The 24964-nt window shown below is 63.5% G+C and carries 24 protein-coding genes; all 24 read right to left on the minus strand.

Annotated features, from left to right (window positions below; all coding sequences use genetic code 11):
- Positions 1-1377 (minus strand): efflux transporter outer membrane subunit, encoded by a 1377-nt coding sequence (locus tag QMG56_RS19950; protein WP_281824374.1) that lies wholly within the window; start codon positions 1375-1377, stop codon positions 1-3.
- Positions 1374-4475: an efflux RND transporter permease subunit gene (locus tag QMG56_RS19955; RefSeq protein WP_281824375.1), complete on the minus strand. Its 3102-nt coding sequence runs from the start codon at positions 4473-4475 to the stop codon at positions 1374-1376. The genes QMG56_RS19950 and QMG56_RS19955 overlap by 4 nt, the downstream gene beginning before the upstream one ends.
- Entirely contained in the window at positions 4475-5431 is a 957-nt protein-coding gene (locus QMG56_RS19960) for an efflux RND transporter periplasmic adaptor subunit (RefSeq protein ID WP_183956175.1), read from the minus strand. Before QMG56_RS19960 ends, QMG56_RS19955 begins: the two co-directional genes overlap by 1 nt.
- A 549-nt stretch (positions 5432-5980) precedes the next feature.
- On the minus strand, positions 5981-7174 hold the full coding sequence (locus tag QMG56_RS19965; protein ID WP_281824376.1) for an IS91 family transposase: 1194 nt from the start codon (positions 7172-7174) through the stop codon (positions 5981-5983).
- 4 nt (positions 7175-7178) lie between these two features.
- Positions 7179-8084, minus strand: coding sequence for a site-specific integrase (locus QMG56_RS19970; RefSeq protein ID WP_281824377.1), 906 nt, complete (start codon positions 8082-8084; stop codon positions 7179-7181).
- Positions 8085-8350: 266 nt separating this feature from the next.
- On the minus strand, positions 8351-9241 hold the full coding sequence (locus QMG56_RS19975) for a nucleotidyl transferase AbiEii/AbiGii toxin family protein (RefSeq protein WP_281824378.1): 891 nt from the start codon (positions 9239-9241) through the stop codon (positions 8351-8353).
- Positions 9184-10014, minus strand: coding sequence for a type IV toxin-antitoxin system AbiEi family antitoxin domain-containing protein (locus QMG56_RS19980; RefSeq protein ID WP_281824379.1), 831 nt, complete (start codon positions 10012-10014; stop codon positions 9184-9186). Before QMG56_RS19980 ends, QMG56_RS19975 begins: the two co-directional genes overlap by 58 nt.
- Before the next feature lie 252 nt (positions 10015-10266).
- Positions 10267-11232 (minus strand): LPD7 domain-containing protein, encoded by a 966-nt coding sequence (locus tag QMG56_RS19985; RefSeq protein ID WP_375713733.1) that lies wholly within the window; start codon positions 11230-11232, stop codon positions 10267-10269.
- Positions 11213-13171, minus strand: a complete 1959-nt coding sequence (locus QMG56_RS19990) for a type IV secretory system conjugative DNA transfer family protein (RefSeq protein ID WP_281824395.1) — start codon at positions 13169-13171, stop codon at positions 11213-11215. The genes QMG56_RS19985 and QMG56_RS19990 overlap by 20 nt, the downstream gene beginning before the upstream one ends.
- Positions 13172-13190: 19 nt before the next feature.
- Positions 13191-14195 (minus strand): P-type DNA transfer ATPase VirB11, encoded by a 1005-nt coding sequence (gene virB11 / locus QMG56_RS19995; RefSeq protein WP_024020093.1) that lies wholly within the window; start codon positions 14193-14195, stop codon positions 13191-13193.
- A gap of 2 nt (positions 14196-14197) precedes the next feature.
- The gene (virB10, locus tag QMG56_RS20000) at positions 14198-15412 is read right to left on the minus strand and encodes a type IV secretion system protein VirB10 (protein WP_281824381.1); all 1215 of its coding nucleotides are present in this window, start codon (positions 15410-15412) and stop codon (positions 14198-14200) included.
- Between the two features lie 5 nt (positions 15413-15417).
- Entirely contained in the window at positions 15418-16275 is an 858-nt protein-coding gene (virB9, locus tag QMG56_RS20005; protein ID WP_281824382.1) for a P-type conjugative transfer protein VirB9, read from the minus strand.
- Complete coding sequence (locus QMG56_RS20010; RefSeq protein ID WP_056366893.1) at positions 16272-16961, minus strand: virB8 family protein; 690 nt, start codon at positions 16959-16961, stop codon at positions 16272-16274. The genes virB9 and QMG56_RS20010 overlap by 4 nt, the downstream gene beginning before the upstream one ends.
- Before the next feature lie 2 nt (positions 16962-16963).
- Entirely contained in the window at positions 16964-17281 is a 318-nt protein-coding gene (locus QMG56_RS20015) for a hypothetical protein (RefSeq protein ID WP_281824383.1), read from the minus strand.
- A gap of 14 nt (positions 17282-17295) precedes the next feature.
- A complete protein-coding gene (locus QMG56_RS20020; RefSeq protein WP_281824384.1) occupies positions 17296-18240 on the minus strand; it encodes a type IV secretion system protein in 945 nt (314 codons plus the stop codon).
- Positions 18241-18254: 14 nt separating this feature from the next.
- Positions 18255-18473 (minus strand): EexN family lipoprotein, encoded by a 219-nt coding sequence (locus tag QMG56_RS20025; protein ID WP_056366793.1) that lies wholly within the window; start codon positions 18471-18473, stop codon positions 18255-18257.
- The gene (locus QMG56_RS20030; RefSeq protein WP_281824385.1) at positions 18470-19186 is read right to left on the minus strand and encodes a type IV secretion system protein; all 717 of its coding nucleotides are present in this window, start codon (positions 19184-19186) and stop codon (positions 18470-18472) included. Before QMG56_RS20030 ends, QMG56_RS20025 begins: the two co-directional genes overlap by 4 nt.
- A 4-nt stretch (positions 19187-19190) precedes the next feature.
- Entirely contained in the window at positions 19191-21608 is a 2418-nt protein-coding gene (locus tag QMG56_RS20035; RefSeq protein ID WP_281824386.1) for a VirB4 family type IV secretion/conjugal transfer ATPase, read from the minus strand.
- A complete protein-coding gene (locus QMG56_RS20040; RefSeq protein ID WP_281824387.1) occupies positions 21601-21936 on the minus strand; it encodes a type IV secretion system protein VirB3 in 336 nt (111 codons plus the stop codon). The genes QMG56_RS20035 and QMG56_RS20040 overlap by 8 nt, the downstream gene beginning before the upstream one ends.
- A 10-nt stretch (positions 21937-21946) precedes the next feature.
- On the minus strand, positions 21947-22288 hold the full coding sequence (locus tag QMG56_RS20045) for a TrbC/VirB2 family protein (protein ID WP_281824388.1): 342 nt from the start codon (positions 22286-22288) through the stop codon (positions 21947-21949).
- Positions 22285-22959: a lytic transglycosylase domain-containing protein gene (locus QMG56_RS20050; RefSeq protein ID WP_281824389.1), complete on the minus strand. Its 675-nt coding sequence runs from the start codon at positions 22957-22959 to the stop codon at positions 22285-22287. Before QMG56_RS20050 ends, QMG56_RS20045 begins: the two co-directional genes overlap by 4 nt.
- Positions 22956-23318 carry a hypothetical protein gene (locus tag QMG56_RS20055; RefSeq protein ID WP_281824390.1) on the minus strand — a complete coding sequence of 121 codons (363 nt, stop codon included), beginning with the start codon at positions 23316-23318 and terminating at the stop codon, positions 22956-22958. Before QMG56_RS20055 ends, QMG56_RS20050 begins: the two co-directional genes overlap by 4 nt.
- Positions 23319-23448: 130 nt before the next feature.
- Positions 23449-24357, minus strand: a complete 909-nt coding sequence (locus tag QMG56_RS20060; protein ID WP_281824391.1) for a phytanoyl-CoA dioxygenase family protein — start codon at positions 24355-24357, stop codon at positions 23449-23451.
- Between the two features lie 17 nt (positions 24358-24374).
- On the minus strand, positions 24375-24857 hold the full coding sequence (locus QMG56_RS20065) for an acyl-homoserine-lactone synthase (protein ID WP_281824392.1): 483 nt from the start codon (positions 24855-24857) through the stop codon (positions 24375-24377).
- Positions 24858-24964 lie beyond the last annotated feature (107 nt).

Below are 24964 nucleotides of genomic sequence, written 5' to 3' on the forward strand. Positions count from 1 at the left end.
CTAACCCGCCGGGCCGTTCGTTTGCCATCCACCACCGAGCGCCCGGAACAGCGCGACCTGGGATTGCGCCACGGTGAGATCGGACTGTGCCTGGGCGAGCGCGGCTTGCGCCTGCGCGCGCTCGGCATCGAACTGGATCAGGGAGGCGGTATCCCCAAGCCGAACGCGGGCGGCTGCACGGCGTGCGTAGAGCGCGGATTGGACGCGAGCGGCATCGAGCGCACGATTGCGACGCACTTCGGCATCATAAGCGGCAAGCGCGGTTTCGACCTCCCGCAAGGCTCGCAGCACCACCACGTCCCACCCGGCCAGCGCCGCGCGTTCGGTCGTGCGGGCCTGTTCCAGTCGTGCGCGCGCCGGGGCCTGATTGGGGAAGGCCCAGCTTATGAGCGGCGAAGCCGTCGCGACGAAGCCACCCGTCAGCAGCCCGACCGCACCCCCCAGGTTCACGCGCGGGTAGAGATCGGCACGGGCGACCCGGATCCGCGCTGCGGCCGCGGCGAGGCGGCGTTCGGCTTCGCGAATATCAGGGCGACGCAGCAGTAAAGCTTGTCCGTCGCCCACGGGCACCGCCGCGCGGAGCTTCGGGGGCGCATTGCAGACGATGTTGAACCCGCGCGCTTCAGCGGGGGTGCGACCCTGCAAGGTTGCGATCCGGTACAGGGCATTCGCGCGAGCCGCCTCGAACGGGGCCAGCGTCGCGCGGGTGGATTCCAGCAGGCTGGCGGCTTGAGAGACTTCGAGCGGCGAGACTTCGCCAGCGGCAAGCTGGTCGCGCACCACGCCAACCGAGCGTTCCTGAACCGCGACTATCTCGCGCGAGACATTCGCCGCACGGGTCGCACCGCACAGATCGACATAGGCGAGCACCGTATCGGCCACGACCGCCACGCGCAGGGAGTCTAGCGCCGCTGCCTGAGCGTCAGCGTCGGCTCCCGCCGCCAGCGCGTCCGAGCGCAAGCGGCCGAACAGGTCAATATCCCAGCTTGCCGTCAGGGCGAGATCGTAATCGGTGGTCGGCACGTTCGATGACGCGCTTGGCTGCGTCGCGCTGTTGTCGATCGTTCCCGCGCTCTCGATCGTAGTTTGCGGCAGCCGCACGGCGCGCGCCTGCCGCAGTGCCGCGCGTGCGCCGTCGAGATTGGCATAGGCGACGCGCAGATCGGCATTGGCGGCAAGGCTTGCCTGGACCAGTCGGTCGAGCGCCGGATCGTCGTACAGCCGCCACCAGTCATTCGGGACCGGGCCGATCGCCGCGGTCGGGAGGCTTGCGAAAGCACCCGTGGCGGTCGCGGGTGCTACCGTCGGCGGGGGCAGAGGCGCAGTCATGCACCCCGCGACCGCGAGCGCGGCGATCGGAGCAAACCGGCGGATCATGCGGGGACTCCGGCGAGCGGGGCATCAGGCGCGGGCTTTTCCCGTCCGAAGCGCGCGTAGAGCGCGGGCATCAGGAACAGGTTGAGCACGGTCGAGGAGACAAGTCCGCCCAGGATGACGATCGCCATCGGATGCTCGATTTCATGGCCCGGCGCGTTGCCGGCGACGATCAGCGGCAGCAGCGCAAGGCCGGCGCACGCCGCGGTCATCAGGATCGGCACCAACCGTTCCTCCGCGCCGCGCAGGATCAGGCGGGTACCGAACGCTTCGCCCTCGAACCGGCGGAGATGGTCATAATGCGACAACAGCATGATGCCGTTGCGCGCCGAGATACCGATCACGGTGACGAACCCGACCAGCGAACCGAGCGACAACACGCCGCCTGTCAGCGCTACGCCGACGACGCCGCCTACCAGCGCGAACGGCAGGCTGGTCGCGACCAGCGCGGTGATCCGTGCCGAGCGGAACTCCAGCCAGACCAGCAGCAGGACGCCGAGCAGGCACAGCAGCCCCGTCGTCCAAAGCCGCTGGCGTGAATCGCGCAGCGCGGCATATTCGCCCAGCACCTGGGGATGGTATCCGGTCGCGAACGGCACCTGACCCACAGCCATTTCGACAGCGCGCGCGACTGTGCCGAGGTCCGCACCGGCGACATTGAGCGTGACGTCGATCCGGCGCTGACCGTTCTCGCGCTTGATCTCGTTCGGGGCAGGCATGATGCGAGTATCGGCCACGTCGCGCAGCCGCACCGGCGCGCCCGCAGGCGTCTGGATCATCATGTCGGCAAGCGCATGGACATCGCCGCGCACCTTAGGTTCGCCCCACAGCGCCACGTCGAACGCTTTCTGGTCGCGGTAGATTTCGCCGACCTTCTGCCCCGCGACCAAGGTTTGCGCCTGTCGCCGTACTTCGCCCGCGGTGAGGCCCAGCGTGGCGAGATCGCCGGGCCGGGGACGGACCTGAATTTGCGGCACCAGCACCTGTTGCTCGACCTTGAGATCCGCAACCCCGTCGATCGCCGCCACCTTGGCCCGCACCCGCTCAGCCGTGGCGCGAAGCTCGACCTGATCGGAACCGAAGATGCGGACGACGACGGTCGCGCCTGCGCCGCTCAGCACTTCCTTGATGCGCTCGCGCAAATAGGTGAGCACGTCGCGGTAGAGGCCGGGATAGCCGTCGATCACTTCCTTGATACGCGCGACGCTGGCGTCATAGTCGACATTCTCGTCCAGGCTGATCCATAGCTCGGTGAAGTTCGGGCCGACCACCTCGTCCGCGGCTTCCGCACGGCCGATATGCGCGCCGAAGTTGCGCACGCCGGGGATCGCGCGCAGTTCCTTGGAGGCGCGGATCGTGATGCGGTCCATCGCCTCGATCGACGTGCCGGGCTTCTCGACGAAGTGCATCAGGAAGTCGGTTTCGCGAAAGTCGGGCAGGAACTGGTCCTTGAACCCGGCATAGCCGACGCCTGCCAGCAGCAGGCCGCCCGCGACGATCCCCATCGCCAGCGCCGGTCGCGCCACCATGCGCGGCAGCACCCCGGCGTAGCGGCGCTTGAGCGCCCCGACGAGCCGGGTGTCACGCTCTGCCTTGAGGGGCGCGTTAGGGAGCAGGAATAGGCACATCGCCGGCGTCACCACCAGCGCGACCAGCAACGACGCTGCGATGGCCAGCACATAGGCGATAGCCAGTGGCTGAAAGAATGTGCCCGCAACCCCGCCCAGGAAGAAGATCGGCAGGAACACCAGCATCACGATCAGCGACGCGAACACCACCGCCGATCGCACTTCCAGCGAGGCGGACAGCACGACATCGAAGTTGGAGCGCGGATTGCCTGCCTCGCGGTTGAGCCGCAGCCGGCGCGCGATGTTTTCCACGTCGATGATCGCGTCATCGACCACTTCGCCCAGCGCGATCACCAGCCCGGCGATCACCATCGTGTTGATCGTCGCGCCACTCCACAACAGCACCAGGCCCGCGCCGAGCAGCGACAGCGGAATCGCGACCAGGCTGATCGTTGCCTGTCGCCAATCGCGGGTGAAGACGAACAGCACGACGGCGACCAGCAGGCAGCCGATCGCAAGCGCGCGCGTCAAATTGTCGATCGAGCGCTCGATGAAGGTCGCGGGGCGGAAGATCGTCGTATCGACCTTCACGTCGCGCAGGCCCGGCTTAAGCTCACCGATCGCGGCCTCCACGTCACGGGTAAGCTGGAGAGTGTTGCCGGTCGGTTGCTTCTCGACGATCAGCATCAGGCCGGGGCCGTCGTCGATGATCGCATTGCCGATCGGCGCGGCGAAGCCGTCGACCACGCGGGCGACGTCGCCGATGCGGACCGATGCTTCCCCGCTTTGCTTGATGACCGCCTGGGCGAGATCGGCCGAGGACTGGATCGCGCTCGTCTGTTGCACGGCGAGGCGCTGCGTTGCCGTATCGACGAAGCCGCCCCCGCCGACCAAAACCGCGTCGCCGGCCGCAGCGCGCAGTTCGGCGAGCGTCACGCCAGCAGCGCGCAGTCGGTCGGGATCGACCAGAACCTGCAATTGGCGGTCGCGGAGACCCCAGATCGCGACGTTGGCGACGCCTGGCACCGCCATCAGGCGCGGCCGGATCGTCCAGCGCGCCAGCTCGGAGAGTTGCATCTGATCGAGCTTTGCCGACGATATGCCGATCTTCATCGCCCGACTGGTCGACGACAGCGGCGGGAGCATCATTGGGGGACGCGCGGCGGTGGGCAACCGTGCCTGCACCTGCGTCACCCGTTCCTGCACGAGCTGGCGCGCGCGGATCACGTCGGTGCCGGACGCGAACAGGATCGATACCGACGATAGACCGAGCACCGACTTGGAGCGCAGCGTCATCAGATCGGGGACGCCGTTGACCGCCGTCTCGATCGGCACGGTAATCAGGCTTTCCACTTCCTCGGTGGAGAGACCCGGAGCTTCGGTTTGAATCTCCACCATCGGCGGCGCGAACTCGGGAAATACGTCGAGCGGCACATCGCCGGTCGCGCGCAGTCCGAGAACGACCAGCAGCGCGGCGAGCGCGAGAACGAGGACGCGCTGGGTCAGCGCGGCACGGACCAGCCAGGCAAGCATCAGTGCGGCGTCCCGAACTCGGTCCCGAACAGCTCGGCCGCCCCGTCCGTCACGACTTCGGCACCGCGCTCCAGGCCGCGCGACAACAGCGCACGGCTATCCGCGACGCTCGCGACCTCGATCCGCTGGCGAACATAGGTGTCGGGTCCAGTCTTCCGGTACACCCATTCGCCGCCATAAATGTCGCGGACGATCGCCGCGGTCGGGACCGACAGCCCATCCGTCTTCCCGCCAAGCGGCAACGCTACGGAGACGCGCTGGCCGACGCGGTAGGCACGGTCGCGATTATCGAGCGCGAAGAACAGATCGACGGTGCCCGTCACCGCATTGGCCGAGGGCGGGGCTTGGACCGGGCGCGCAGCGCGCGGAGCGGCGCGATCGTCGCCGAGGGGGCGAATCGTAGCCGTGCGACCGCGTTCGATGGCGCTCACGTCGGTGCCGAACACCGGCACCCGCACCCACAGCGTCGAAAGATTGCTCATCGACGCGATCGAGGGACCGAGCAGCGCGCGTTGCGCGCGTGCCGCATCCAGTGCCGCACGCGCGGTGGCAAGTGCCGCTGCGGCTTCGTCGCGTCCTCGCACGCTGCCCGCTTCTTCGCGCACCAAGGCGTCGGCGCGGTTATAGGCGATGACGGCGAGCCGCACTTGCGCTTGCGCCCGCGCGACCTCGCCTTCGGCCGCAACCTGACTGACCCCGATTTGAGCAAGGTTGCTCGTCGATCCCGTTGGCACACCCGCCCCGCCGGTTGCCGGGACAACGACCTCGCCGCTCGTCTCGCGGATTTGCGCGACCGAACCATCGCCAATCCTTACCGTTCGGATGCCGAGACGCTGTTGCGCTTGCGTCGTGAGGGTGATCTTCAGCAGATCGCTTTCGTGAGCGACCGCCTCCGCTTTGGCGGGGGGAGCCGGGGGCGGAGCGGGATCACTGCTGCAGCCCGTCAGGACTGCCAACAGAGGCAAAGTGGCGATTGGAAGGCATCGGATATGCGTCATGCCATGACGTTAGCAGCCTCATGTTGGCGGCAGCTTGGGGCAACTATACAAAATCCCAATGTTCGGCAGGAAGCGATAAGCTGGTGTCACAATCGGTCGGTTGTCACACCACAGAACCTCCCACGGTTGTCCAAGGGTTTGCGTGTGTCAGAACCCCGATTCAGAATATCCGCTCCCGATATCGGAAACGTGCCTCGCCTATGACCACCTTTGTGAAGGGTTTCGGGCGCTTGCGTACGAAAGCCTCCAGTGCAGGAACCCGCGGGCCCCAGGCGCTGCTCTATGGGTAAATAGGCTTTGGGATGGTTCTGGCGGGTAAACGTTGCCGGGCCGGAGGTGCGGCTATCGGGCGGAACGGCGTGATTTCGGGCGGCGGTAGGCCGCTAGCAGCGGTGGTTTTACGGATCAGCGTGTCCTGCGCCCGCTTTAATTCCGGGATGGGCATGCGCCCGGTCGTCGGCCAGGACGCTATGAGCGTGACCGTCATGTAGAGCGAGCCATGCCGGATCATGGCGCGTGTCTCCGGGCGTGTGAGGCTGGCGTTGGTGGTGCGCGCGGTTGGCACCAGCGGGCGAAGGTCTCGATAATGGTCATGTGTCCGCCGCAGCATCGGCATGGCGGGCGATGGTCGGGCGGCTCGTCGGGTTCGGGTTCATCGATCGGCGCAGCAACGCCCAGCAGCCTGCGCGCGAGCGCGATAGCCTCCTTGTGCGTCGAACTGGCGAGCAGGCCGTAATGCCGGATACGGTGGAAGCCGCGCGGCAGGACGTGGATCAGGAAGCGGCGGATGAACTCGTTGGTCGCCAACGTCATGACCTGCTGGCGTTCAGCACTATCGCGGCGATAATCCTTGTACCGGAATGTCACTCCGGCCTCGTCGAAGCCGATGAGGCGCCTGTTCGAGATGGCAACGCGGTGGGTGTAGCGCGAGAGATAGGCCAGCACTGCCTGCGGTCCGGCAAAGGGTGGCTTGGCATAGACCACCCAGCGCTTCTTCCGGATCGGGGATAGATGCCGCAGGAAGGCCTTGCGTGTCGCCAGGCTCGCCAAGGTGTTGAAGAAGGCCAGCTTCCCAGCGTCGAACAACGCCAGCAGGCGTGTGAGGAACAGCCGGCGGAACAACGCGCCCAGCACGCGCACTGGTAACAGGAAGGCAGGGCGCGACGATATCCAGCGCGTGCCGTCCAGCGCGATACCGCCGCCGGGCACGATCATGTGCACATGCGGGTGGTGAGTTAGCGCCGATCCCCAGGTGTGCAGTACGGCAGTGATGCCGACCCGCGCGCCGAGGTGTCTGGGATCGGCGGCGATGGTCAGCATCGTGTCCGCAGCCGCGCGGAACAGCAGGTCATAGACCACCGCCTTGTTCTGCCAGGCGATGTCAGCGATCTCGGCGGGCACGGTGAACACGACGTGGAAGTAGCCGACCGGCAACAGATCAGCCTCGCGCGCGGCCAGCCATGTGCGCGCGGCGGCGCCCTGACACTTGGGGCAGTGCCGGTTGCGGCAGGAGTTGTAGGCGATCCGCCAGTGCCCGCAGTCGTCGCAGGCCTCGACGTGACCGCCCAGCGCGGCGGTGCGGCAGTTCTCGATCGCCGTCATGACCTTGAGCTGGCCGAGACTGAGATGCCCGGCATGGGCTGCGCGATACGCTGGCCCGGCGCTACGGAAGATGTCGGCGACCTCAAGTGAGGTGCGCACCGGTTCAACCGGGAGGGCCCCTGCCTTCCATCACGGCAACGATCTGGTCGAGCGGACTGGCCACCGCCCGCATGGTCTTACTCGAAACCTGAGTATAGATGCCGGTCGTGTTGATGTTCACGTGTCCCAGCAAGACCTGGATGACGCGGATATCGACACCCTGCTCGAGTAGGTGAGTGGCGAACGAATGCCGCAATGTGTGCGGGCTTACCCGCTTGTGGATCTCGGCGCGCTCGGCCGCTTCCTGCACGACGCGATGCAACTGGCGCGCTGAGACCGGATCCGTGCCGTTGCGGCCGGGGAACAGCCAGCCATGTGGCAACATTACTCCCCGCCGCTTGCCTTCGCGCCACCATTGACGAAGCAAATCCAGCAGGTGCGGTGAAAGCATGGCGTTGCGATCCTTGCGTCCCTTGCCCTGCTCGACGCGGATCACCATCCGGGTGCTGTCGATGTCATCGACCTTGAGGTGGGCAACTTCCGAGACGCGCAGGCCCGCGCCATAGGCGACGCTGAGCGCTGCTTTGTATTTGATACCTGGCGCAGCCTCGAGCAGTCGCGCTGTCTCCTCGACGCTCAAAACCACCCGCAACTTGGGCGCGTAGTGCATGACGACAAGCCCCAGCGCCATCTCCGGTCGCTTGAGAGTGATACTGAACAGGAAACGCAGTGCCGATACGGCCCCATTGATGGTTGCTGGACCAACAGCGCGCTCATGCTGATCGATCTGAAAGCACCGGAGGTCTTCGATCGTAGCCGTATCGGGAGGCCGACCGAGAAACGCGGCAAATGATCGGACGTGCCGGATATAGTCCTTCTGCGTGTGCTCCCCAAAGCCACGCATCGTCATGTCCTGCAACATACGCTCGCGCAGAGAATTCTTCGGGTTCGGGGAAATGATGGCATCCATGGTGAGTTCCTTTCCGTTGAAGGAACTCCACGGTCGCAAGGCGACATCGCCGCTCGCAAAGCCTGAACAATACTACGCTACGTCACCCCAAGCGACTCTCCCGCGGAGCGGGTTCGTGCATTGGGTCGGAAGCTGCCGAAAGACTGAACCGCCGCGAACGGCCGGTTTGTCCCATCATCGGTCCGTTGTCGTTGGGCACACGTCAATATTCAGAATCGCCAGTGCACAATCTCGAGGGACGGGCGCAGGTAGCAGGACTTTCAATCCTATTCCGGGAGATCGGCTTCGCGCAGCGCGCGCATAACATCGCGAAACACCCCTTCGAAGGGCGGCAGATCGCTCATTTGCTGTTGCAACCTTCCTGTCCAGAGGGTGCTCAGACGCTTCTGTTTGGCGGCGATCGCGGCGGTCACGCAATTGGGTGTGCGCTCCCGCAGAGCGAGCTTCTGGGTGAATTCGGCGAAATATTCCGCTGGTCGGATGTCCCGCTCCTCGAGCAGATTCCAAAGGTCGTAAAGATCACGCGGCTCGGTGCGCGCCTTGTCCGATAGCGCCGCCAGCTTCTCGATGAATATCTCCGCCAGGCTGTAGGCCAGGATGGTGGGGCCCTCCGGCAGGTCGGAAAATTCCTCGAATGTCCGCAGGATCGGACGCTCGGCCAGCGGAAAGCAGAACACCTCCTTGATCGTGATGTCGACTTTCACGTCGCTGCGCGCGGGTAGCGGGCCTTTGTAGCTCAGATAGAAGGTGTGGGTGTTCTGATGGCCATGGCGGTCGGGCCGATCATAGGCCATGTTGATTCCCGAAGCCGCCTCGACGATAGCAAAGATCTCATTCAGGCCGGAGAGGATCGCGTCCAGTTCGATCGGCTTGATCAGCGAAAAATCGAGATCCTCGGAGAAGCGGTAATTCTCGAACCAGCAGCGGCGCAATGCCGTCCCGCCCTTAAAGGCGAGAAATTCACGCAAAGGATGCTGGGCCAGACCGGTCAGGAACCAAGCCAGGCAATAGTCGCGTTCGATCACCGCCTCGGGCACGCGGCGGCCGCGCGGCTTGAGAAGGCCGTTGGCGATACGGGAGAGATCGCGCTGGGGAATCATCAACTGCTCCGGATTATATCGAGTTCGTCGGGCTCGACGTTGAGCCGGATGCGCCATCGGGCCAGCATCCGGCCCTCATTGGGAAACAACGGATCGAGACGCTGATAGGTCGGGGTCAGCCGCGCGCGCAGCGGCTCCAATGCCGCTGCGTCGGCCAGCCCGTACAATTCCAGCAGATAGCCCAGGCGGCGGATCACCGCGCCAACGCCGAGGCGAAGCGCGTAGTCGATCATCAGTTCGACCCGCAGCGTATCGCGCTTCATCCAGAGCCCCTTGGCGACCTCCGTGACGCCACCGACATATTGCGGATGGTCCAGACCATCGATGATAGTCCGCTCGGGATCGCTGATCCGGACCTGCTCTTCGGGTGTGATCCAGATCTCGGTCAGGCCGAAGAAATCCTTTGGTTTGACGTCGACGAAGCGGAACTCATACCCGTGGATGTGCTGCGGGCGCAGGCGTTTGGCGCAGGAGACGACGATAGCCAATTGCGGTTGGGTGACCATGCGATGCAGCTCGAGAGCGCTGCCGTGGGAGATGAAGTAGTCCGCGTCGCCAACCAGCGTTCTTGCGATGAGGTAAGGATCGCTCACATGCTCGGTGTCCCGGCCCCGCTCGAAAGGCACCAGATTGTATAGGCCAGGCTTGAGGCGCGTGACGATCCCGCGCGCTTCTGTGTTTGCAACGAGGCTGCGTGCCGACGACGGGCTCAGACCGGTGATCTCGGTGACGTCCGCGAGCGAAAAGATCGGCTGACGGCGTTCGTTGAGTTCGACGATCAACTGGGCAGCTCGAGGTCCAAGCGTCTTGAGATTATATCCTTCGCGCAATTTGAGCCTCTGTGAGCGATGTCCGGCGGGTTCGATATAACGGTAATTATATTATATGGCAAGACTGTTGCGCTTTGCGGGACGGTTCGCGCGCATAGTATATATCAGGCATACTCGAGTTGCACCGCTTATGGCTTATCAATCACGATAAATGTTCGGCAAGCCGAACAAAGGTGGCGGTTCTTAAACCGGGAGCGATCGGCTTACCCATCTGCGCAGTGGCGATTGCGGCCCAAAGGACCCGATTCCCGATCACCGAGAGCGGCTGCGTTCCTGAGGCTTGGGCTCGCGACCGGGACGAGGGATGGGGGGCGTAGCTGGGTCACGGCTGCGGACCACATCCTGCCTGACGCTGGGGGAGGCGTCCTTGACCATCGCCGGTCGGATATTGCGTCCCGCCGCGATATGCGCATCGAGCTGCGCGCGGGCGACTGTCATCACCCGCGCAACCGCCTCGGGATTGTCGAACAACGTCCGTCGGATCACCGCTTCCATCACGCGCATCTGGCTATCCGCCGCGCGATCGTTCGGCGTGTTGCCACGATCGCCGCGCCGGGGATCCGACCGTTCCAAACCATTGCCGCCGCTCTGTCGGCTCATCCCGGATGACCCACGGACAGCATCGAGGTCACGGGCTGCCATGGGCGCAATCGTATTGCGGCTCGTCTCCCCGCGCAGCCGGTCGAGTTCCTGGAGATCGCGATCGTTGGGCTTGTAGCCACGTACCTCCAGCCCCTTTTGGCTGGCCTCGATCCAGACCGATCGCCGAAATTCTTCCGATCCCGTGACGTGAATCCGATCCCAATTGCGGTGTTGTGCGATCGTCACCAGATCCTTGACAACCTCCTGGCTCTCCGTCGCCGTGACCAGACGCCGGCCCTGATCGCGAAACGCGGGATCCTTCGCTTGCGCCGTCGTGAAAAAGGCGGGTTCGCCCGACCATTTCGCCTTGTCGGCATAATAGCGCTTCCGCACGCTATCCGGCACATCGCCCGCCTCGAGGGAATGCACCTTGGGCGCCCTTCGTGACGCACCGAGAGCGCCGGCATGACCAGGTGCTTCAGTGGGACCGTCATTTGATCCTCCGTGCGCAGACTTTTCCGGCGCGGCCGCCCTAGGCGCGGGCGTCTTGCGCCGTGCAGCGGCGTCCATCCCAACACTGTTGGCAACGGTCCGGGCCGTACCGGGTTGCTTGCGGTCATTCTCTGACATGGTCATGCCTCTCGGTCGCAAATTCTGGAGATTGGGCACCGGCACCCACGGGCTCGAGAACCGCCCGGGCCGTCATCGCCGTGACAAAGGCGATAGCGGCCTGTTCGTCGCCGGGCGGTGGTAGATCCACCATGTCGCCTAGAACCAACATGTCATCGGTGATTTCGGCAAAGCCCGAGAGTTCGTCACCGGTGAGCGCGCGCATGACAGGTTCCGTCCGCTCTGCCGGCGCGGTTGCTTGGCCGTCGTTCAACAGAGCAGCTCTCTTCGCGCTAAGAGCCTGCGCCAAAGGATCACTGCTGCTCGCCTCGCCTGCCAATTTGGCGGCAGACGATACTGTGGTGATCGCGATCGGACGGGGAGCAACCTTGGGCGGGTCACTGATCCGGCTCGTGAAGCGCTTCGATCGGAAATACTCGATCTTGCGACCCCTGACGGGCGGAATACCGCCGCGCATCAGCAGAAGGTCGCCCTTGGGCATCTGCATCAGTTCCTGCGGCATCATCAGCGCACGGCGCTGGTCTGATTCTGATATGCTGCGATTGGCGAGCAGGCCATGAATCGTCCGGCTCTTCGATTTGACGTTCATCGTGAAATAGCCAAGCCGCTCGGAGAGTTCGTTGGCGACCTTCAACTCCTTGGGCGTGAACACGATCTCCAGTCCGCAATTGGCGATGATCTCGTCGGTAACGTCAGCGCCATAGATACCGCGGGGCTGGGATCGGCTCTGGATGACTGGCAACAGGCGAAGCCCGTAGCCTGCCACGTAGGAAAACGCTGACGCGATAACCGGCGCCTTGCCGAGGCGGGCGAACTCGTCGAGCAGAATGAGCACCGGGACGCGGCCGCCATTCTCAGGCAGTTCCCGCGTATTCAAATCGATCAGCTGCTGTAGAAACAGATTATAAACCGGAGCAATGCGGTCGATATTGTCGGGCGACACCCCAAGATAGATCGATATCCGCTCGCGCCGGACCTGACGCAGATCGAAATCGGTCTCCGACGTCGCGGCGTCGACATAGGGATTGAGCCACAGATTGAGCTTCGATGTGATCGTCTGTTTGATACCGGAGAAGGTGTTGTCCGACGCGGAGGTGAAGTCGCTCAGCGCCGACACGCAGGCCTGGCTCAGCCGCTGGCCGCGGCGCTGGGCCTCTTCGACGACTTTCGGCAGTTCGACCTTGGGGTCGCCCGTCGTCAGTCGCCGATAGATTTCGCCAATCGTGAAGGGGAGGGCGGGATTGGCTGCGACGAGCGCGCCGACGCCGACAAAAGCGGCCCGCGCGGCTTCCGCCCAGAACGGATCAGCCTTTTCTGGGGCCGGAAACAGCATGCCGCCGATCTTCTGGAGTTCATTGATCACATCGGTGTCGTCGAGCCGGTCGATGAAGCTCAAGGGATTGTAGCGGGCGCTTCGCCCTTCGGGATCGAGCGGGTCGAACAGATAGACTGCCTGGCCATGCCCTGCGCGAAAACCTGCGGTGATGTCCCAATTCTCGCGCTTAACGTCGAGTACCACCACCGAGTCTGACCAACTCAGGAGATTGGGGATCACCACGCCGACGCCCTTGCCAGCGCGCGTAGGCGCCTCGAGCAGGACATGCTCGGTGCCGCCGAAAACGAGATAACGGCCGCCTTTCTGCCCGACGATGATGCCACGGTTGCTGCGCAGATGTTCGCGCCGGATTTCGCTTTCACGCGCGAACCGTGCCTCGCCATGGAGCGTGCGCCCCCGTTTCAGGATGATGAGCAGGGTGACGAAAGCGATGGCGCCGCTGACCAGAGCGCCTCGCTCCAGCCACAAATGCAGGAGCGGATCGCCGCGATAGTACCAAAGCCATTCGGGTATCGCCGAGACCTGCATGCGCGGGCCGATCTGGTTCAGGCCGACCAGCGCGACCAGCACCGCGCACATGGCGCATGCCAAAAAGGTTGCCGCGAGCATCCCCGCGACGATGGCGACCCTAGTGAGCGGTCGTGCGTCCGACAGCCGGATCAAAATACACCTCCTCGACTTCGAATTTTCCGGCGCGCTTGCGGGTCTGGACGACGACATCCACGAGCATGTGCAAGAGCCCACGGATATCGTCGCGGGCCAGATCGCGTCCGCCCTCGGATTCCTTCACCAGTAAGGTAAGCTGCTCGAATGCGCCCATCGCCGAGCCGGCATGGACGGTCGTGATCGAACCTGGATGACCCGAGTTGACGTTGCGCAGATAAAAGAAGGCAGTGCCGTCGCGCAGCTCCTGCAGGAGGATGCGATCGGGCCGCATGCGCAGCGCACTTTCGAGCAGTTGCTTGGGGCCGACTTTCGCCAGCCCCTGTCGCTCGCTCGAATAGACCATATGCACGACATTGCGATGCTCGACCACGAGCTCGCGCGTATCCTCGATCGTGAGCAGCCGCTCGTCGGGCGGGATCAACTGGATCAGCGCCTTGGCGAACGTGGTTTTGCCCGATCCGGTCGCGCCGCTCACCAGGATGTTCTTGCGGGCGGCAACGGCCGTTCGAAAGAAAGCTGGCCAATCGCCGACATCGCGCTGCGCGATCAGCTGCGCATCGACTTCGCCAAGGCCTTGCGCAGCGGCGCGCGTGCTCGTGAACAGCCCCGAATCTGCGAGCTGGTCGATCGCGAGGGTTACGCGCGAAGGCTTGCGGACGGTGAAGGACGGCGCGCCCGTTGGCGTCACCGAGGGAATTACGATCTGGCAGCGCTCGCCTCCTGGCAAGATGGTCGAGCAGATCGGCGTCTCCGCATTCACGTCCTGCCGGGTGAAGCTTGCCGCTGCGACCGCAAGCGTCGCGAGCCATTCGCTATCGAGCTCGGCGACATTGTGCCAATGCCAGCCCAGATGGTCCTCAATGCCGACCTCGCCGGGCTTGTTGATGACAAGCTCCGTCACCTCGACCGGCTCCAGCAGCGGCAAGATCGGCGCGAGATAATGGCGCAGGACAGCGGTATCGCTCATCCTCAGCGCCGCAATTCTAGGTTGTAGACGTCGGCGAAGTTGAAGTCCTTGGCGACGAAGATGCCGACCTCCTCGCCCTGGTTCTTCTTCAGGACCGGACGGATGTTGATGCTGTTCTGGAGCGCGATGCTTGCCCCCTCGCTCGGCGTGCGCGTGGTGTTGTTGAAATTATTGCTCCCGCCGGAAACGGATTGTCCGGCGATATAGGCGGCGTCGTCGACCAGCGAGAGCAGCAGTGCGCTACCGAAGCGCGCCCAGAAGAAGGTGTCCACGGACCCGGCGATGCCTGCGCGGCCGAGGGCGTCCGACCCCGGCGAAGCCAGATCGATGCGCACACCCTGCGGCGTGACGGCGCGCGTCCACAACACGAACAGGCGGTTCTGCCCTTGCTGGATGCCGCCATGATATTCGCCAAGGACTTTGGTGCCTTTCTCCATCAGCACGACGCGGCCATTCTCCGAATAGACGTCGCGCGGGATCAGGCACGACGTGTAACCAGGCTGCGCCGAATTCATGGCGGTCTGCAGAATGCAGGGGATCAGCGTGCCGGCTGTGACGAGATAGTTGCGATTGGGCAGCATCGAGGCGCGTGCCTCGCCAACGGCCGAACTCTGACGAAGCGCATCGAGCGCATTGGGCGCGCTGCGGGCGGCCGGATCGGTCGAGCCGTCGCCAGCTATGCCCGCATTGCCGGTGTCGGAGCCAGCCCCGTTAGAACCCGCTGGAGCTTGGAGCGCGTCGTGGCCACCATAGGCGATCAAGGTCGAACGACGTGACTGATCGGCCAGGTTCTGACGCGTGTTCTGCGGTGCCGTTGGCTGCGCTCCGGGTTGTAGTGCCGGCACGATCTGTCCATCGGGGCCAACGGTCGGTGGAGGATTGAGGACAGGCGCGTTGGGATCGGCACCCACGGCGCCGAGCGGCTTGGGTTTCGCTGCGACAGCATCATATGCGACCGTTTCGCGCGCCGCGAGATCCGGTCGTTTGGCCATTGCCTCGGGCTTTCCCATCAAACTCGAGCCCGTTTTGCTCGGTCCCGAATTCACCCACAAAATGCCAAGCACCATCGCCGTCCCGGCGAAGATCAGGGCGGTATTCCGCTTTGCCGGCGTCATCCCCCCGATCGGATCGATACCGCGTTCGCGGATGATTTCGTCGCGTTCAGGTGTTGGATCGCCCTGCGGGCGACGAGGGGCCTCGGCCGCAATCTCGTCCATCGCACTCACTCCTTCGGGTCCTGTATGGTGCGCTCGACATGCGGCGATGCGGTATTGGTGCCGTGATCGACGCCATAAGGTGTCGGCGCGAGATTATAGATGCACAGCACCTCCCGGTTCCGGCGCAGGCGCAGTTGAGCCGCCACGGCGTGGACGACCACAAACTCGTCGCGGACGTCGAAGGGGACCAAGGACTCCGAGCCGTCTGGTCGCACGAGATAGATCGCCGGGATTTCATGGTTGCCGGGGAAACGTAGGACCGTGAACTGGCCGTTGTCGGAGATCTCCGACGGCTGAAGATCGCTCGCACCCTGGACTTTGTAGTTCAGATTGCGCGGTCCATCGATGACGCCGTGGTCAAGGGCTCCCCGAACGGCGCTCGCCTGCAGCGCGGCGACGCGTTGCGCCTCTTGGGTGGCGCGCATGCGAGCGGCACGATCGGCTTCATCGCGCGGATAGCGAAACCGAACCTGGAAGAATGTGTCACGGCTCCCGCTGCCGATTGGTCCCCGGCGCGCGGTCAGCTCGAAGGCGTAGTTGCGCAGCTCGCCTCCGCGATTGGTCGTGACGATGAGGTTGGTCGGTCCCGCCCGCTCGCGGGGTTTCAGAAACAGGATATGACCGGCAACCGCCACCTCCCATGAGACGGTGTCGCCGAGCGCGACGTGTTCGATCGTCTCATCGGCGCCGAGCACCACCTGGGTCGCCGTTCGAAATGTGCCGACGATCCGGTAGACCTGGGTCTCCTGATATTCGACGAACTTCACGCGTGGATCCGCCAGCCCACCGCGCGGGGTGTCCTCCGCGACGGCGGGTGTCGCTATTATGGCGAGAAGGCTCGCGATGGAGAGAAGGCGCTTCATCGTACCACCTCTGGGTCCGCGCGGTAATTCTCGACCTGGAAGCCCAATGGATTGCGATAGCGGTCGCCCTCCGCCATCGGCGCATTCGTGTACCGGAAGGTGACGGTCGCGATCCAGTCGCTGCTCTGCGTATCGGTGTCGGTCTGCACCGTCCGCGTGAAGCGGACGTTGGCAACACGATCGTTGATGAAGGCGATGTTGCGGACGCGGGCCTGGACGACCGCGCCCTTGCCCCAGACGACCTGTGGGCTCGCGGCGTTGTTCGAGCTGAAAAATCGGCCCCAGCGCTGCTGCTCGCCTGGTTCGGACAAGATGGTGACCGCCCGGAAATTCTCCTCAGCCGCCGCGGGCAACCAGCTTTCCCGCGTCCGAACATATTGCGCGAGGAAGAATTTCGTGACCGCCTCGTCATAGCGCATCGGTTTCTGGGTGAGGGTGGTCTGCACATCGACCGCGCCTGTCGTCTGATTGACGCGAATAATGTACGGCATGACCGTCTTCAGCGGGGCCAGGCCCGCGAGTGCGAAGCCCTCCGCGGTCGCGGCAAGCAGCCCCAGGCCGGCCACGACCCAGGCGATGCGTTCGGATCGTAACGATTTGCGCTGACGGTCCTGATCCCAGGATCGGGCATGCCCGAAATAGAGTTCAGCGTCTTTTGCCGGCACGCCTTCGGTCTGGTTCCGCATGATCAGCAACTCCCAAAGGTGCCGGGGGTCGCGCGCGCGGACGTCTTCTCGGGAAGCGGGGCGGGAACAGGCGGGGGCGGAGTGCCGGCATCAACTGGCTGTTTGATCTGCGGCACGGGCGGCGGGGCAGGGGGTGCCACGATTGCCGGGAGCGGCGAACCCGGCAGCACGCTCCCGTAGATGTTCACCTCGCGCAGATGTTTGCCGTTGCAGACGAGTAGTTTCTTTGGCCCCGATGCCCCTTGGGCGAGTGACGGGATCAGTGCGATGACGACGGCTGATCGCCGGAGCGCGCGGACTATCGTGGTTGGTCTCGTCAAAGGGTCTTCCTTCCTCATGCGCGGCTCACCGAACCACCGCGCTGGGCGGCACGTTCGAGATTGCGACTGTTGCGAGCGCTGCGGCGTTGCTGGAACGGTGCCGCCATGGTCCCCCAGGCCGAGCCGGCAAAAGCGCCGACGCCGGCCGCAGCGCCCCCCGCAATGCCGGTCGCGATCGACGGGGCCTGAAAGAAGAATATCGTCCCAAGGAAGATGTAGACCGCAAACAAGACAGCGCCGATCGTCACGTCCGGCGTGCCTTCGGCCGCAGTCAGCGCGGTGGCACCAAGATCGGTGATCAGAGCCGTGATGGCGATGATCACCGCCATTAGGACGATGTAGTTGAATACCTGCCCGAGCCATCCGTAGAAGAAGCGACGCGTGGTTTCGAAGAGCGATAACGCTATGAAGATCGGACCAAGCGCGATCACGACGGCGAGCGCCACCTTCGCGAACACGGTTATCGCAAATCCGATTGCTGCGGAGAGGCCCGCCAATCCGTAAATCGCCACCGCCAGCGTGAGCAGAACGAGCTTCCACGGATTAATGTCGAGATAGGTCGCGGCTTCGGTTCGGATGATCAAAACGAGGGAATTGACCTGACCAAAATAATCGTCGAACACCGAACCGACGCTAGTGATGGTCTTGCCTGCCAGCGCCTGTGAGATGGCGTCCGGCATCCCATGAAAGAGCGGATTCGTGATCCACTCGGAGTAGGCGACGGTTGTGGCTGCAACATAGAGGAGGCAGAGCTTCACCATCCGGTACACCAGCTCGCCCCAAGGCTCGCTGACGATACCGCGCATCACCATATAGCCGAACAGCGCGATGTAGATGACCAAGCCAAGCGCCAGCGGTCCCCGCACGACATCAATGACGTTGTTGAGACGCTCGTTCAGGAAGAGATCGAGCTTCCCGTCGATGTTGGTGTAGATATCCGCGAAGAGTGTGGACGCCATGGCCAATTCCCCGCCTATTTGTGATCCAGCGAACGCTCGAGCTTGTCGGCGTTCTCGACGTCCTTTGCGTTGCTGCATTCCTGGGCATCGGTGTGGGTGCCGTTGGCGCACGCGGCGAGGATCTCAGCGCGTAACTTGGGATCGGACTTCAGGTCCGCCTTGCCGATCGGCTGCCCGCAACCACTCAGGAACGTGGCCGCGAGAACTGGGAGGGCCGCGGCGATCCCCTTCACGGCCGGCTACTCAGGCTCTGCTGAAGCTTGGCGAGGCCGGTCTCGTCATCTCGCTGCGAACGCAGTCTCGCCTCGGCGGTCTGCCGCATCTGAAGCGCCTGAAGCTGAACCGCATCGTTCTGGATATGTGCATTTTCCACGCCAACGCGGGCTTGGATATCCATCACGTCCTTCGCGTCCGACGCGGTGTCCAGCGACGAACGCAGTTCCTCGAGACCCGTCGTTCTCTGGGCGGTGACGCCATATGCTGCCTCGGCAATGGCCGCGTCGCGCGCCGCCATGTCGCCATTGCGAGAAATGGCATCGCGATTCGAGCGCTCGAAAGCGGTAGCGTCCGGGCGAAGCGCGGGAAGCTCGACACGGTTGCTGCTGCGGATCCGGTCTGCGGCCGTGCCAAGGCTGCCGAGCCCCGTCGTGTTAGAGGACATGAGGCGCTGAATGTCCCGTGCCTCGCTCGGCAAGAGGTGGCGAACGGCGTCGGTGTTCAGGGAAGAGGCAATCTGATTGACGTTCGTCAGCTTGTTGACGCTGTTGAACATGTCGGTGGCTTGGGAAATTTGCTGCTTCCCCTGTTCGATCATCGATAGGGTGTTCTTCACCGTCGAGAGGGTCTGCAGAAACGTGCTGGAATCATAGACCGGGATGCCCTGCGCGAACGCCGGCACGGAAATCGCCAATCCGCTAACAATCGCGAGCGCTCGGAATGCTTTCATGACCTTATCCTTTCCTTCTGGTGGTGGCACGGCGGCGCTCGTGAAAGACGGGCAGCCAGTGGCTGGGATCGTCGCCATGTTCGCGGCGAACCTGATCGAGGATTCCGACGGTTTCGGTGGTGCCCGAGAGGACGGCCAGCTCGTCGGACAGGCCGCCGAGATCAAGTTCCACCACGATGGAATCGTGACCCTGCTTGACGAGAAATCGCCGACTTTCGGGGATCAGATCGTTTCTGATGAGCTTGAACTCGGCACGCGTGAGGCCAAGTCCATCGATATAATCGACCTCGCGGCCGTGAGGGTTGGGCAAGAGGATCTTGGTGGCGACCTGCTCCATGATGCTATGCGAGATGTCCGATCGCAGAGCGTCAGCCGGGCTTTGCGTCCCGAACACCAGAAAGGCATTCTGCTTCCGGTAGGTCTTCAGGCCGTCCTGCGCGAAGGCGCGGAAGGCATCATCGCCCAGCGCCTTCCAGAACTCGTCGATGTCGATCACGAGGCGACGGCCATCGAGCAGGGCATCGATCCGGTGGAACATGTACATCATCAGCGGCGTGCGGATCTCGGGATTGTCGAGGAAATCCGTCATGTCGAAACCGATGAACCGGGCCTCGAGGGTCAACTCATCCCGGTCATTGTCGAAAACCCAGCCGAGAGCACCGCCGCGCGACCATTTCTCAAGCCGCGCGCCTATCCCTTCCGGATCGCGCTGTCCGAGCAATTGACGAAGCGCGAGGATGGATCGCTCCTCCGGGGGAAGGCGTCCGATCGAGAGGATGCCCTCGTCGATCATCCGTTCCTGCGTAACGCCGAGCTGGGTGCCAGAGGGGGTCACCAAATGACGGATCAGCCTGCCGAGGAAGACGATGTTGCCCGGGGTCTGCTCAAGCGCACGCAGGGGCGCAAACCCGGTCGGCACCCCATTGCGCAGCGCCAGATAGGTGCCGCCGGATGACCGCACATAGATCTCGGCCCCTCGGTCCTTGTCGATGAAGATCTGCTGCGCGCCGGTTTTCTCGAGCTGCGCCATCAGGAAATTCTGGACGACGGTCTTGCCGCCGCCCGACGGGCCGATGATCAGCGTGTGGCCAAGATCGTTCACATGAAAGTTGAAATAGAAGGGCGACTGGGCCGCAGTCTTCATCAGCGCGATCGCGGCGCCCCAATGATTGCCATCGGGCTTGCCTGCGGGGAAGGTGTGGAACGGCGAGAGCGCGGCAAAATTGCGCGACGTGATCGCCGCTGGCCGCGCACGCCACGCGAAATTGCCCGGAAGCTGCGACCAGAAGGCGGCCTCCAGCGCCGGACCCTCCCGAGCGGCCATCAGACCCGCGTCAGCGAGCGCGGCCCTTGCGGTCGAGAGATTTTCGGCCAGTCGTTTCTGGTTTTCACCGAAAACCGCAAGCGAGAAATGATGTTCGCCCAGGACAAAGCGATTGCTCTGCAGATCGTCGGCCGCGTCGGGCAGTTCGAGCGCCTGGCTTGCGGCGGCGTCCTCCGTCGAGGCCATCTGGTTCTGGCGCCGGCGCAACCGCTCCGAGGCCCGAGCCTTGCCCATGAACGCGAAGGACTGCGTCACGACGAACGCAAAATCTTGGCTGAGGAGCGCGTTCATCTGACCTGACCTGGTCATGGCCGGATATTCGCGGATGCCGAAAAGGCCGACGAACCGGCTCACATCATGCGCCCGTACCTCGACCGTCTCGCGGCCGAAGATCACCCGTTCGCCATAAATGGCGGAACCGAGGTGGCCGCGGACCAGCGGCACCCTGCCGGCGCGGCCCATCATCACCAGTTCGAGCACCTCGAGCGGCTGAGAGAACATCAGACCATTATGCTCGTACAAGTGGAGGCGTTGGGGCCGGCAGCGTGCGAGGAGCTTCTCGATGTCACGCGCTTTATCCTCAAAGCGCGCAAGCTCGTCCTCGTCGACTTCGGTCCCCTCCTTGCGTGCCGATGCCAGGCGTCGAAGCAGCATGCCGGTACGATCAGCCGATCCGACCGACGGCCGCATGATGAGGGTCAGGTAGAGCTCGTTCACGAACATGCGCTTGGCGGTCACCCGCGCACGGTATTTTGCATCGAGATCGGCCGCGAAGGCCGAGCGAAACTCGCCTTCGGGATAGTCCGTGATCGGCCGGCGGACGATATGGGTCCAGATCGCCAGACGGTCGTCGGCGATATTGCGCAACGTGCCGTTGAGCTTTTCGTGCCAGTCGTTGAGATGGATTGGGTCGGCCGTCTCGAATGCGAGGCCATCGAGCTTGAACATCATCATGAGGTCGCGCCCGTCGAGCGCAATGATGTTGTCGTCGATATGACGCGCATAGGGGAGATAGCGCGCGGGGTCGGCCTCTTGTCTGAGGATCCGCCACGGCGTCCGGGCGGCAGCGCTGCCCAACGAGTTGGCCCGGCTAGCCATGCGCAAAGCCCCGACGTTTCGCCCCATCGATCGGCAGGGGCGAGTAAGAGCTACCGCCCCACCATCCCCGGTTACGGCATCGTGCCTTTGTCGTTGTCCAGAGCCACAAGAGGCGGAAGGCGTTTGCGTCGTGCCGCACGATCAGCCGGGCTATGGCCAGAGAGGCCCCGGCTAGCGCAAAAGCGTAAAGCGGGTTGCCGGTGACGATGAGCGTCAGGCACGCCGCCAGCGCGATCGGCAGCGATGCTTCGATCGGAACGCCCAACCACATCGTCGGCCGGGTCACGGCCAGGAAGAGCGTTTCTTCCCTGAGTTTTTCATCGTCCATCACAGCGCACTCACGCGCCGCCAGTGATGGTATCGACGATCCACTGCGCGCTGAACACGATGAAGATGCCGACGATGACGGTGACCAGGAGCCCCAAGCTTGCCCGCCCGGTGAAGAACATGAAACCCACGATGACGACCGCGATCACCGCGATCGTTTTCGCAAACGTACCGGTCAGCCAGGTCTTGATATTCTCGGCCATCGACGTGACGCCGTCGGCCGCTTGGGCATGGGCCGGATCGGTGAGCAGGAGCGACACCGCAATGACCGCGATAAACAGCGCCAGATATTGCGCGAAAGTGCGCCGCCGCGGCGTCAACCATATCTTGGAATTGGTCGCTAAGGCAGTCATTCGGCTTGTCCTTTCGGTGAACTGTTGGATGCTCCCCCAAAGACCATCAATGATGCCGTCTGCGCGCCCGCAGTGGTGTCCCATCCGCTTTGGACGCGCGGCGAGCGGACGCCCGCTGGCGGCTGTGTAAATTTGGGTTCAGGCGTCACGGAAGCTGGCGAAGCGGCGGGTTCTGGGGCCGCTCCACGCCTGATCGCCGGCACGACGACACTCGACGACGCGTAGACACGGCCGACATAGCCGTTTCCGAACCCGCGCGAACGACTACCCGTGTTGTACATCGACATGGCGGTCGCGATGGCGACCTCTGTAGAAGGGCTGGAGCGCGCGACGCGAAGATAGTTGGAAGCCAGCACGCGCGCGGCTGCGGCGAGATTGCGGCAGGGCTCGAAGGCGTCCTCGACCGACAGGCCAAGCCACCTGAGATTTGCACTGTTGATTTGCCCCAGACCCAGATCGATGTTGTAGCCGCGGGCGATCAGCGATCGAGCAACTGCGGCGGCCGACACCCGATCGCTGGGATTGGGTGCGGCAACACCCTTCGCATTCACGCCGATGGCGTAGGGGTTGAAATGACTCTCGGTGTGGACGACCGACACAAGCGTTTCGACCGCAACCGATGGTGCGCATTGCTGCGCCAGTCCGACCACGGTTCCGAGCTCGAGGATCACTGTGGTGTGGTCCCGGGTTCGTCGGGAGACGCTGGCAAGCTTTCAATATTCGCGAGAGAATAGGATTGCTGCCGCCCGTCGGTGAACGTCATCACCACCCGGCGCCGCGAAGCGGAATCGCGATCATAGACCTTGGTCTTCGCAACGCCGCCACCGGAGCAGCCGGGGAATGAACCGCCAAATGCCAGACGCTCCCAGAGCTTCACCATAGGCGGTACGCAGGCGGGGTACTGGGTCGCACCGCCCGGGTTCGAGAGGCAAAGCAAAACCTGGCAGCCCAGATCGTTGGCGGACGCAGGAGCCGCCTGGGCGGACACCGCCACGATCGGAACGGCAAGGGCAAGGCGCAGGCGCTGCATCTGATTTCTCCGCTTTTCAGCGCCGCTGCATTAAAAATGCGCCGACCACTTTCCGTTGAAAATCACCTCTCTTTTGAACCCGGCCCGGCGTTTTCGGGCAATCCCCCCACAAGGGGGGAGCACGCTGGAATCAGTTTTGGCTCGATGCGGCGCGGACCTGGCGTTGCCCTTCAAGGAATTCCTCAAGTGCTGCCGTTTGATCTGGACGTAAGGCATCGATCGCGCCGAGATGCTCGGAGCGTTTCTCGCCGAGCAGAAGAGATGGGCATCGCCCTTCGTAGTTCCCCAAATTGGGCCGGTGTTGCTGGTATCCGACCAAAGCTGCCAAATCTGGCGAGAACGTCCGTGCTACCTCGGGTGGATAGACCAACCACTGATTTTCATATGGTTTCAGCCATCCGAGGCAATAGCTCACGATCATGCCTTGACGCACACCCGATGATTGGTTGCCGCCAGCACCATGAAGGGTCGAGCCTAGGAAGATGATCGCAGATCCTGGACTGCATTCCACGGCCACCGGATCCTCGGGAGGTTCAGGTGTAAGCGCATTTGCGGCGTGGCTGCGCGGCCAGATCAGGGTCGTGCCATTGTCATGCCGATATTCGGTGAACGGCCACATGACGTTGAGGAGATATTCAACCTCGCCAGTTTGGCCCCGCCACATATCCTGATCGCGGTGGGGAAATTGCGGCAGTGCGCCGGGATGCAGCTCGAGAGCTTGAGCGAGATTGAGCTGGATCGTGTCGCACCACGGACCGAGCACAGTTTGCGCGATCGCCATGATCTGGGGATGCTGGATGAACGCCGACGCATGGTTCGAACGTTTGAGCAGACTGCCGAACCTCTTGGTGCGGCTGCCGTAGAAACCGCCTTCGCAAAATGGCGTTGCCTCGAAGTGCGGAGCCATATCTCTCGCCAGCAACTGGACAATAGCGGGGGGCATGATGTCTTGAAGCACGCAGAAGCCTTCGCGCATCAGTGTTTCGTAAATTGACCCGTGGGCCTCGATCTCGTCTACAGGTAGCGGCTTGGTAGCCATGCGATGTCTCCCGAATTTCATGCTGCGGCGCAATCAAGATCCATCAGATGGATCTGCGCGAAGATGCCGGATTGACGCAGGAGGTTGGGGGTATCCGGGCCAATATTGATCTGCATGGCCGATAGGCCGCGGGGATCGTTGTTGTCCGGCAATCCCAGCGGAAGGCATTCCCATCCGAACGCGAGGATCTGTTGGAACCATGCCCATTCGGCAACGCCGGTATAGGTCAGGATGCCATTGCTGAGGGCGTATTCGACCAAGGCAGAGACGAGGCGATTGCGCGTGGCGAGCCGCTCGCGAGCCTTCAGGCGGCGCGCCAGGCAGAAGCGGGTTATTTCGCGAACTGTCGGGCCGGTGGGCGGTACGCCATCGCACAGGTTGGGGAAGATGGTATCGAGGATGTGCGGCCGGTCGGTCTGGAGCAGACGGGCAGAGCCGGCATGCTCGCCGGTTTCATCGGTGATAACGATATTGTAGAGGGCGGTGACAAACCAGGCCAATGGAACGCCAGCGATTTGCTGAGCGTGGCGGTTTAAAAACCAGCCATTGGATAGGTTGCTCCTTTTAAGGGGGGTGGCCGGGGATGTTTGCCGTGGAGAGCTACGCC

The organism is Sphingobium sp. BS19, assembly GCF_027925545.1.
Classification (GTDB): Bacteria; Pseudomonadota; Alphaproteobacteria; order Sphingomonadales; family Sphingomonadaceae; genus Sphingobium.

What these genes read in the sequence shown, in the direction of transcription:
- QMG56_RS19950 (WP_281824374.1), bottom strand. Translation starts at nt 1,377, where the DNA reads ATGATCCGCCGGTTTGCTCCGATCGCCGCGCTCGCGGTCGCGGGGTGC.
- QMG56_RS19955 (WP_281824375.1), bottom strand. Translation starts at nt 4,475, where the DNA reads ATGCTTGCCTGGCTGGTCCGTGCCGCGCTGACCCAGCGCGTCCTCGTT.
- QMG56_RS19970 (WP_281824377.1), bottom strand. Translation starts at nt 8,084, where the DNA reads ATGGATGCCATCATTTCCCCGAACCCGAAGAATTCTCTGCGCGAGCGT.
- QMG56_RS19975 (WP_281824378.1), bottom strand. Translation starts at nt 9,241, where the DNA reads ATGGCGCATCCGGCTCAACGTCGAGCCCGACGAACTCGATATAATCCG.
- QMG56_RS19985 (WP_375713733.1), bottom strand. Translation starts at nt 11,232, where the DNA reads ATGACCATGTCAGAGAATGACCGCAAGCAACCCGGTACGGCCCGGACC.
- QMG56_RS19990 (WP_281824395.1), bottom strand. Translation starts at nt 13,171, where the DNA reads ATGCTCGCGGCAACCTTTTTGGCATGCGCCATGTGCGCGGTGCTGGTC.
- virB11 (WP_024020093.1), bottom strand. Translation starts at nt 14,195, where the DNA reads ATGAGCGATACCGCTGTCCTGCGCCATTATCTCGCGCCGATCTTGCCG.
- virB10 (WP_281824381.1), bottom strand. Translation starts at nt 15,412, where the DNA reads ATGGACGAGATTGCGGCCGAGGCCCCTCGTCGCCCGCAGGGCGATCCA.
- virB9 (WP_281824382.1), bottom strand. Translation starts at nt 16,275, where the DNA reads ATGAAGCGCCTTCTCTCCATCGCGAGCCTTCTCGCCATAATAGCGACA.
- QMG56_RS20010 (WP_056366893.1), bottom strand. Translation starts at nt 16,961, where the DNA reads ATGCGGAACCAGACCGAAGGCGTGCCGGCAAAAGACGCTGAACTCTAT.
- QMG56_RS20020 (WP_281824384.1), bottom strand. Translation starts at nt 18,240, where the DNA reads ATGGCGTCCACACTCTTCGCGGATATCTACACCAACATCGACGGGAAG.
- QMG56_RS20030 (WP_281824385.1), bottom strand. Translation starts at nt 19,186, where the DNA reads ATGAAAGCATTCCGAGCGCTCGCGATTGTTAGCGGATTGGCGATTTCC.
- QMG56_RS20035 (WP_281824386.1), bottom strand. Translation starts at nt 21,608, where the DNA reads ATGGCTAGCCGGGCCAACTCGTTGGGCAGCGCTGCCGCCCGGACGCCG.
- QMG56_RS20040 (WP_281824387.1), bottom strand. Translation starts at nt 21,936, where the DNA reads ATGGACGATGAAAAACTCAGGGAAGAAACGCTCTTCCTGGCCGTGACC.
- QMG56_RS20045 (WP_281824388.1), bottom strand. Translation starts at nt 22,288, where the DNA reads ATGACTGCCTTAGCGACCAATTCCAAGATATGGTTGACGCCGCGGCGG.
- QMG56_RS20055 (WP_281824390.1), bottom strand. Translation starts at nt 23,318, where the DNA reads ATGCAGCGCCTGCGCCTTGCCCTTGCCGTTCCGATCGTGGCGGTGTCC.
- QMG56_RS20060 (WP_281824391.1), bottom strand. Translation starts at nt 24,357, where the DNA reads ATGGCTACCAAGCCGCTACCTGTAGACGAGATCGAGGCCCACGGGTCA.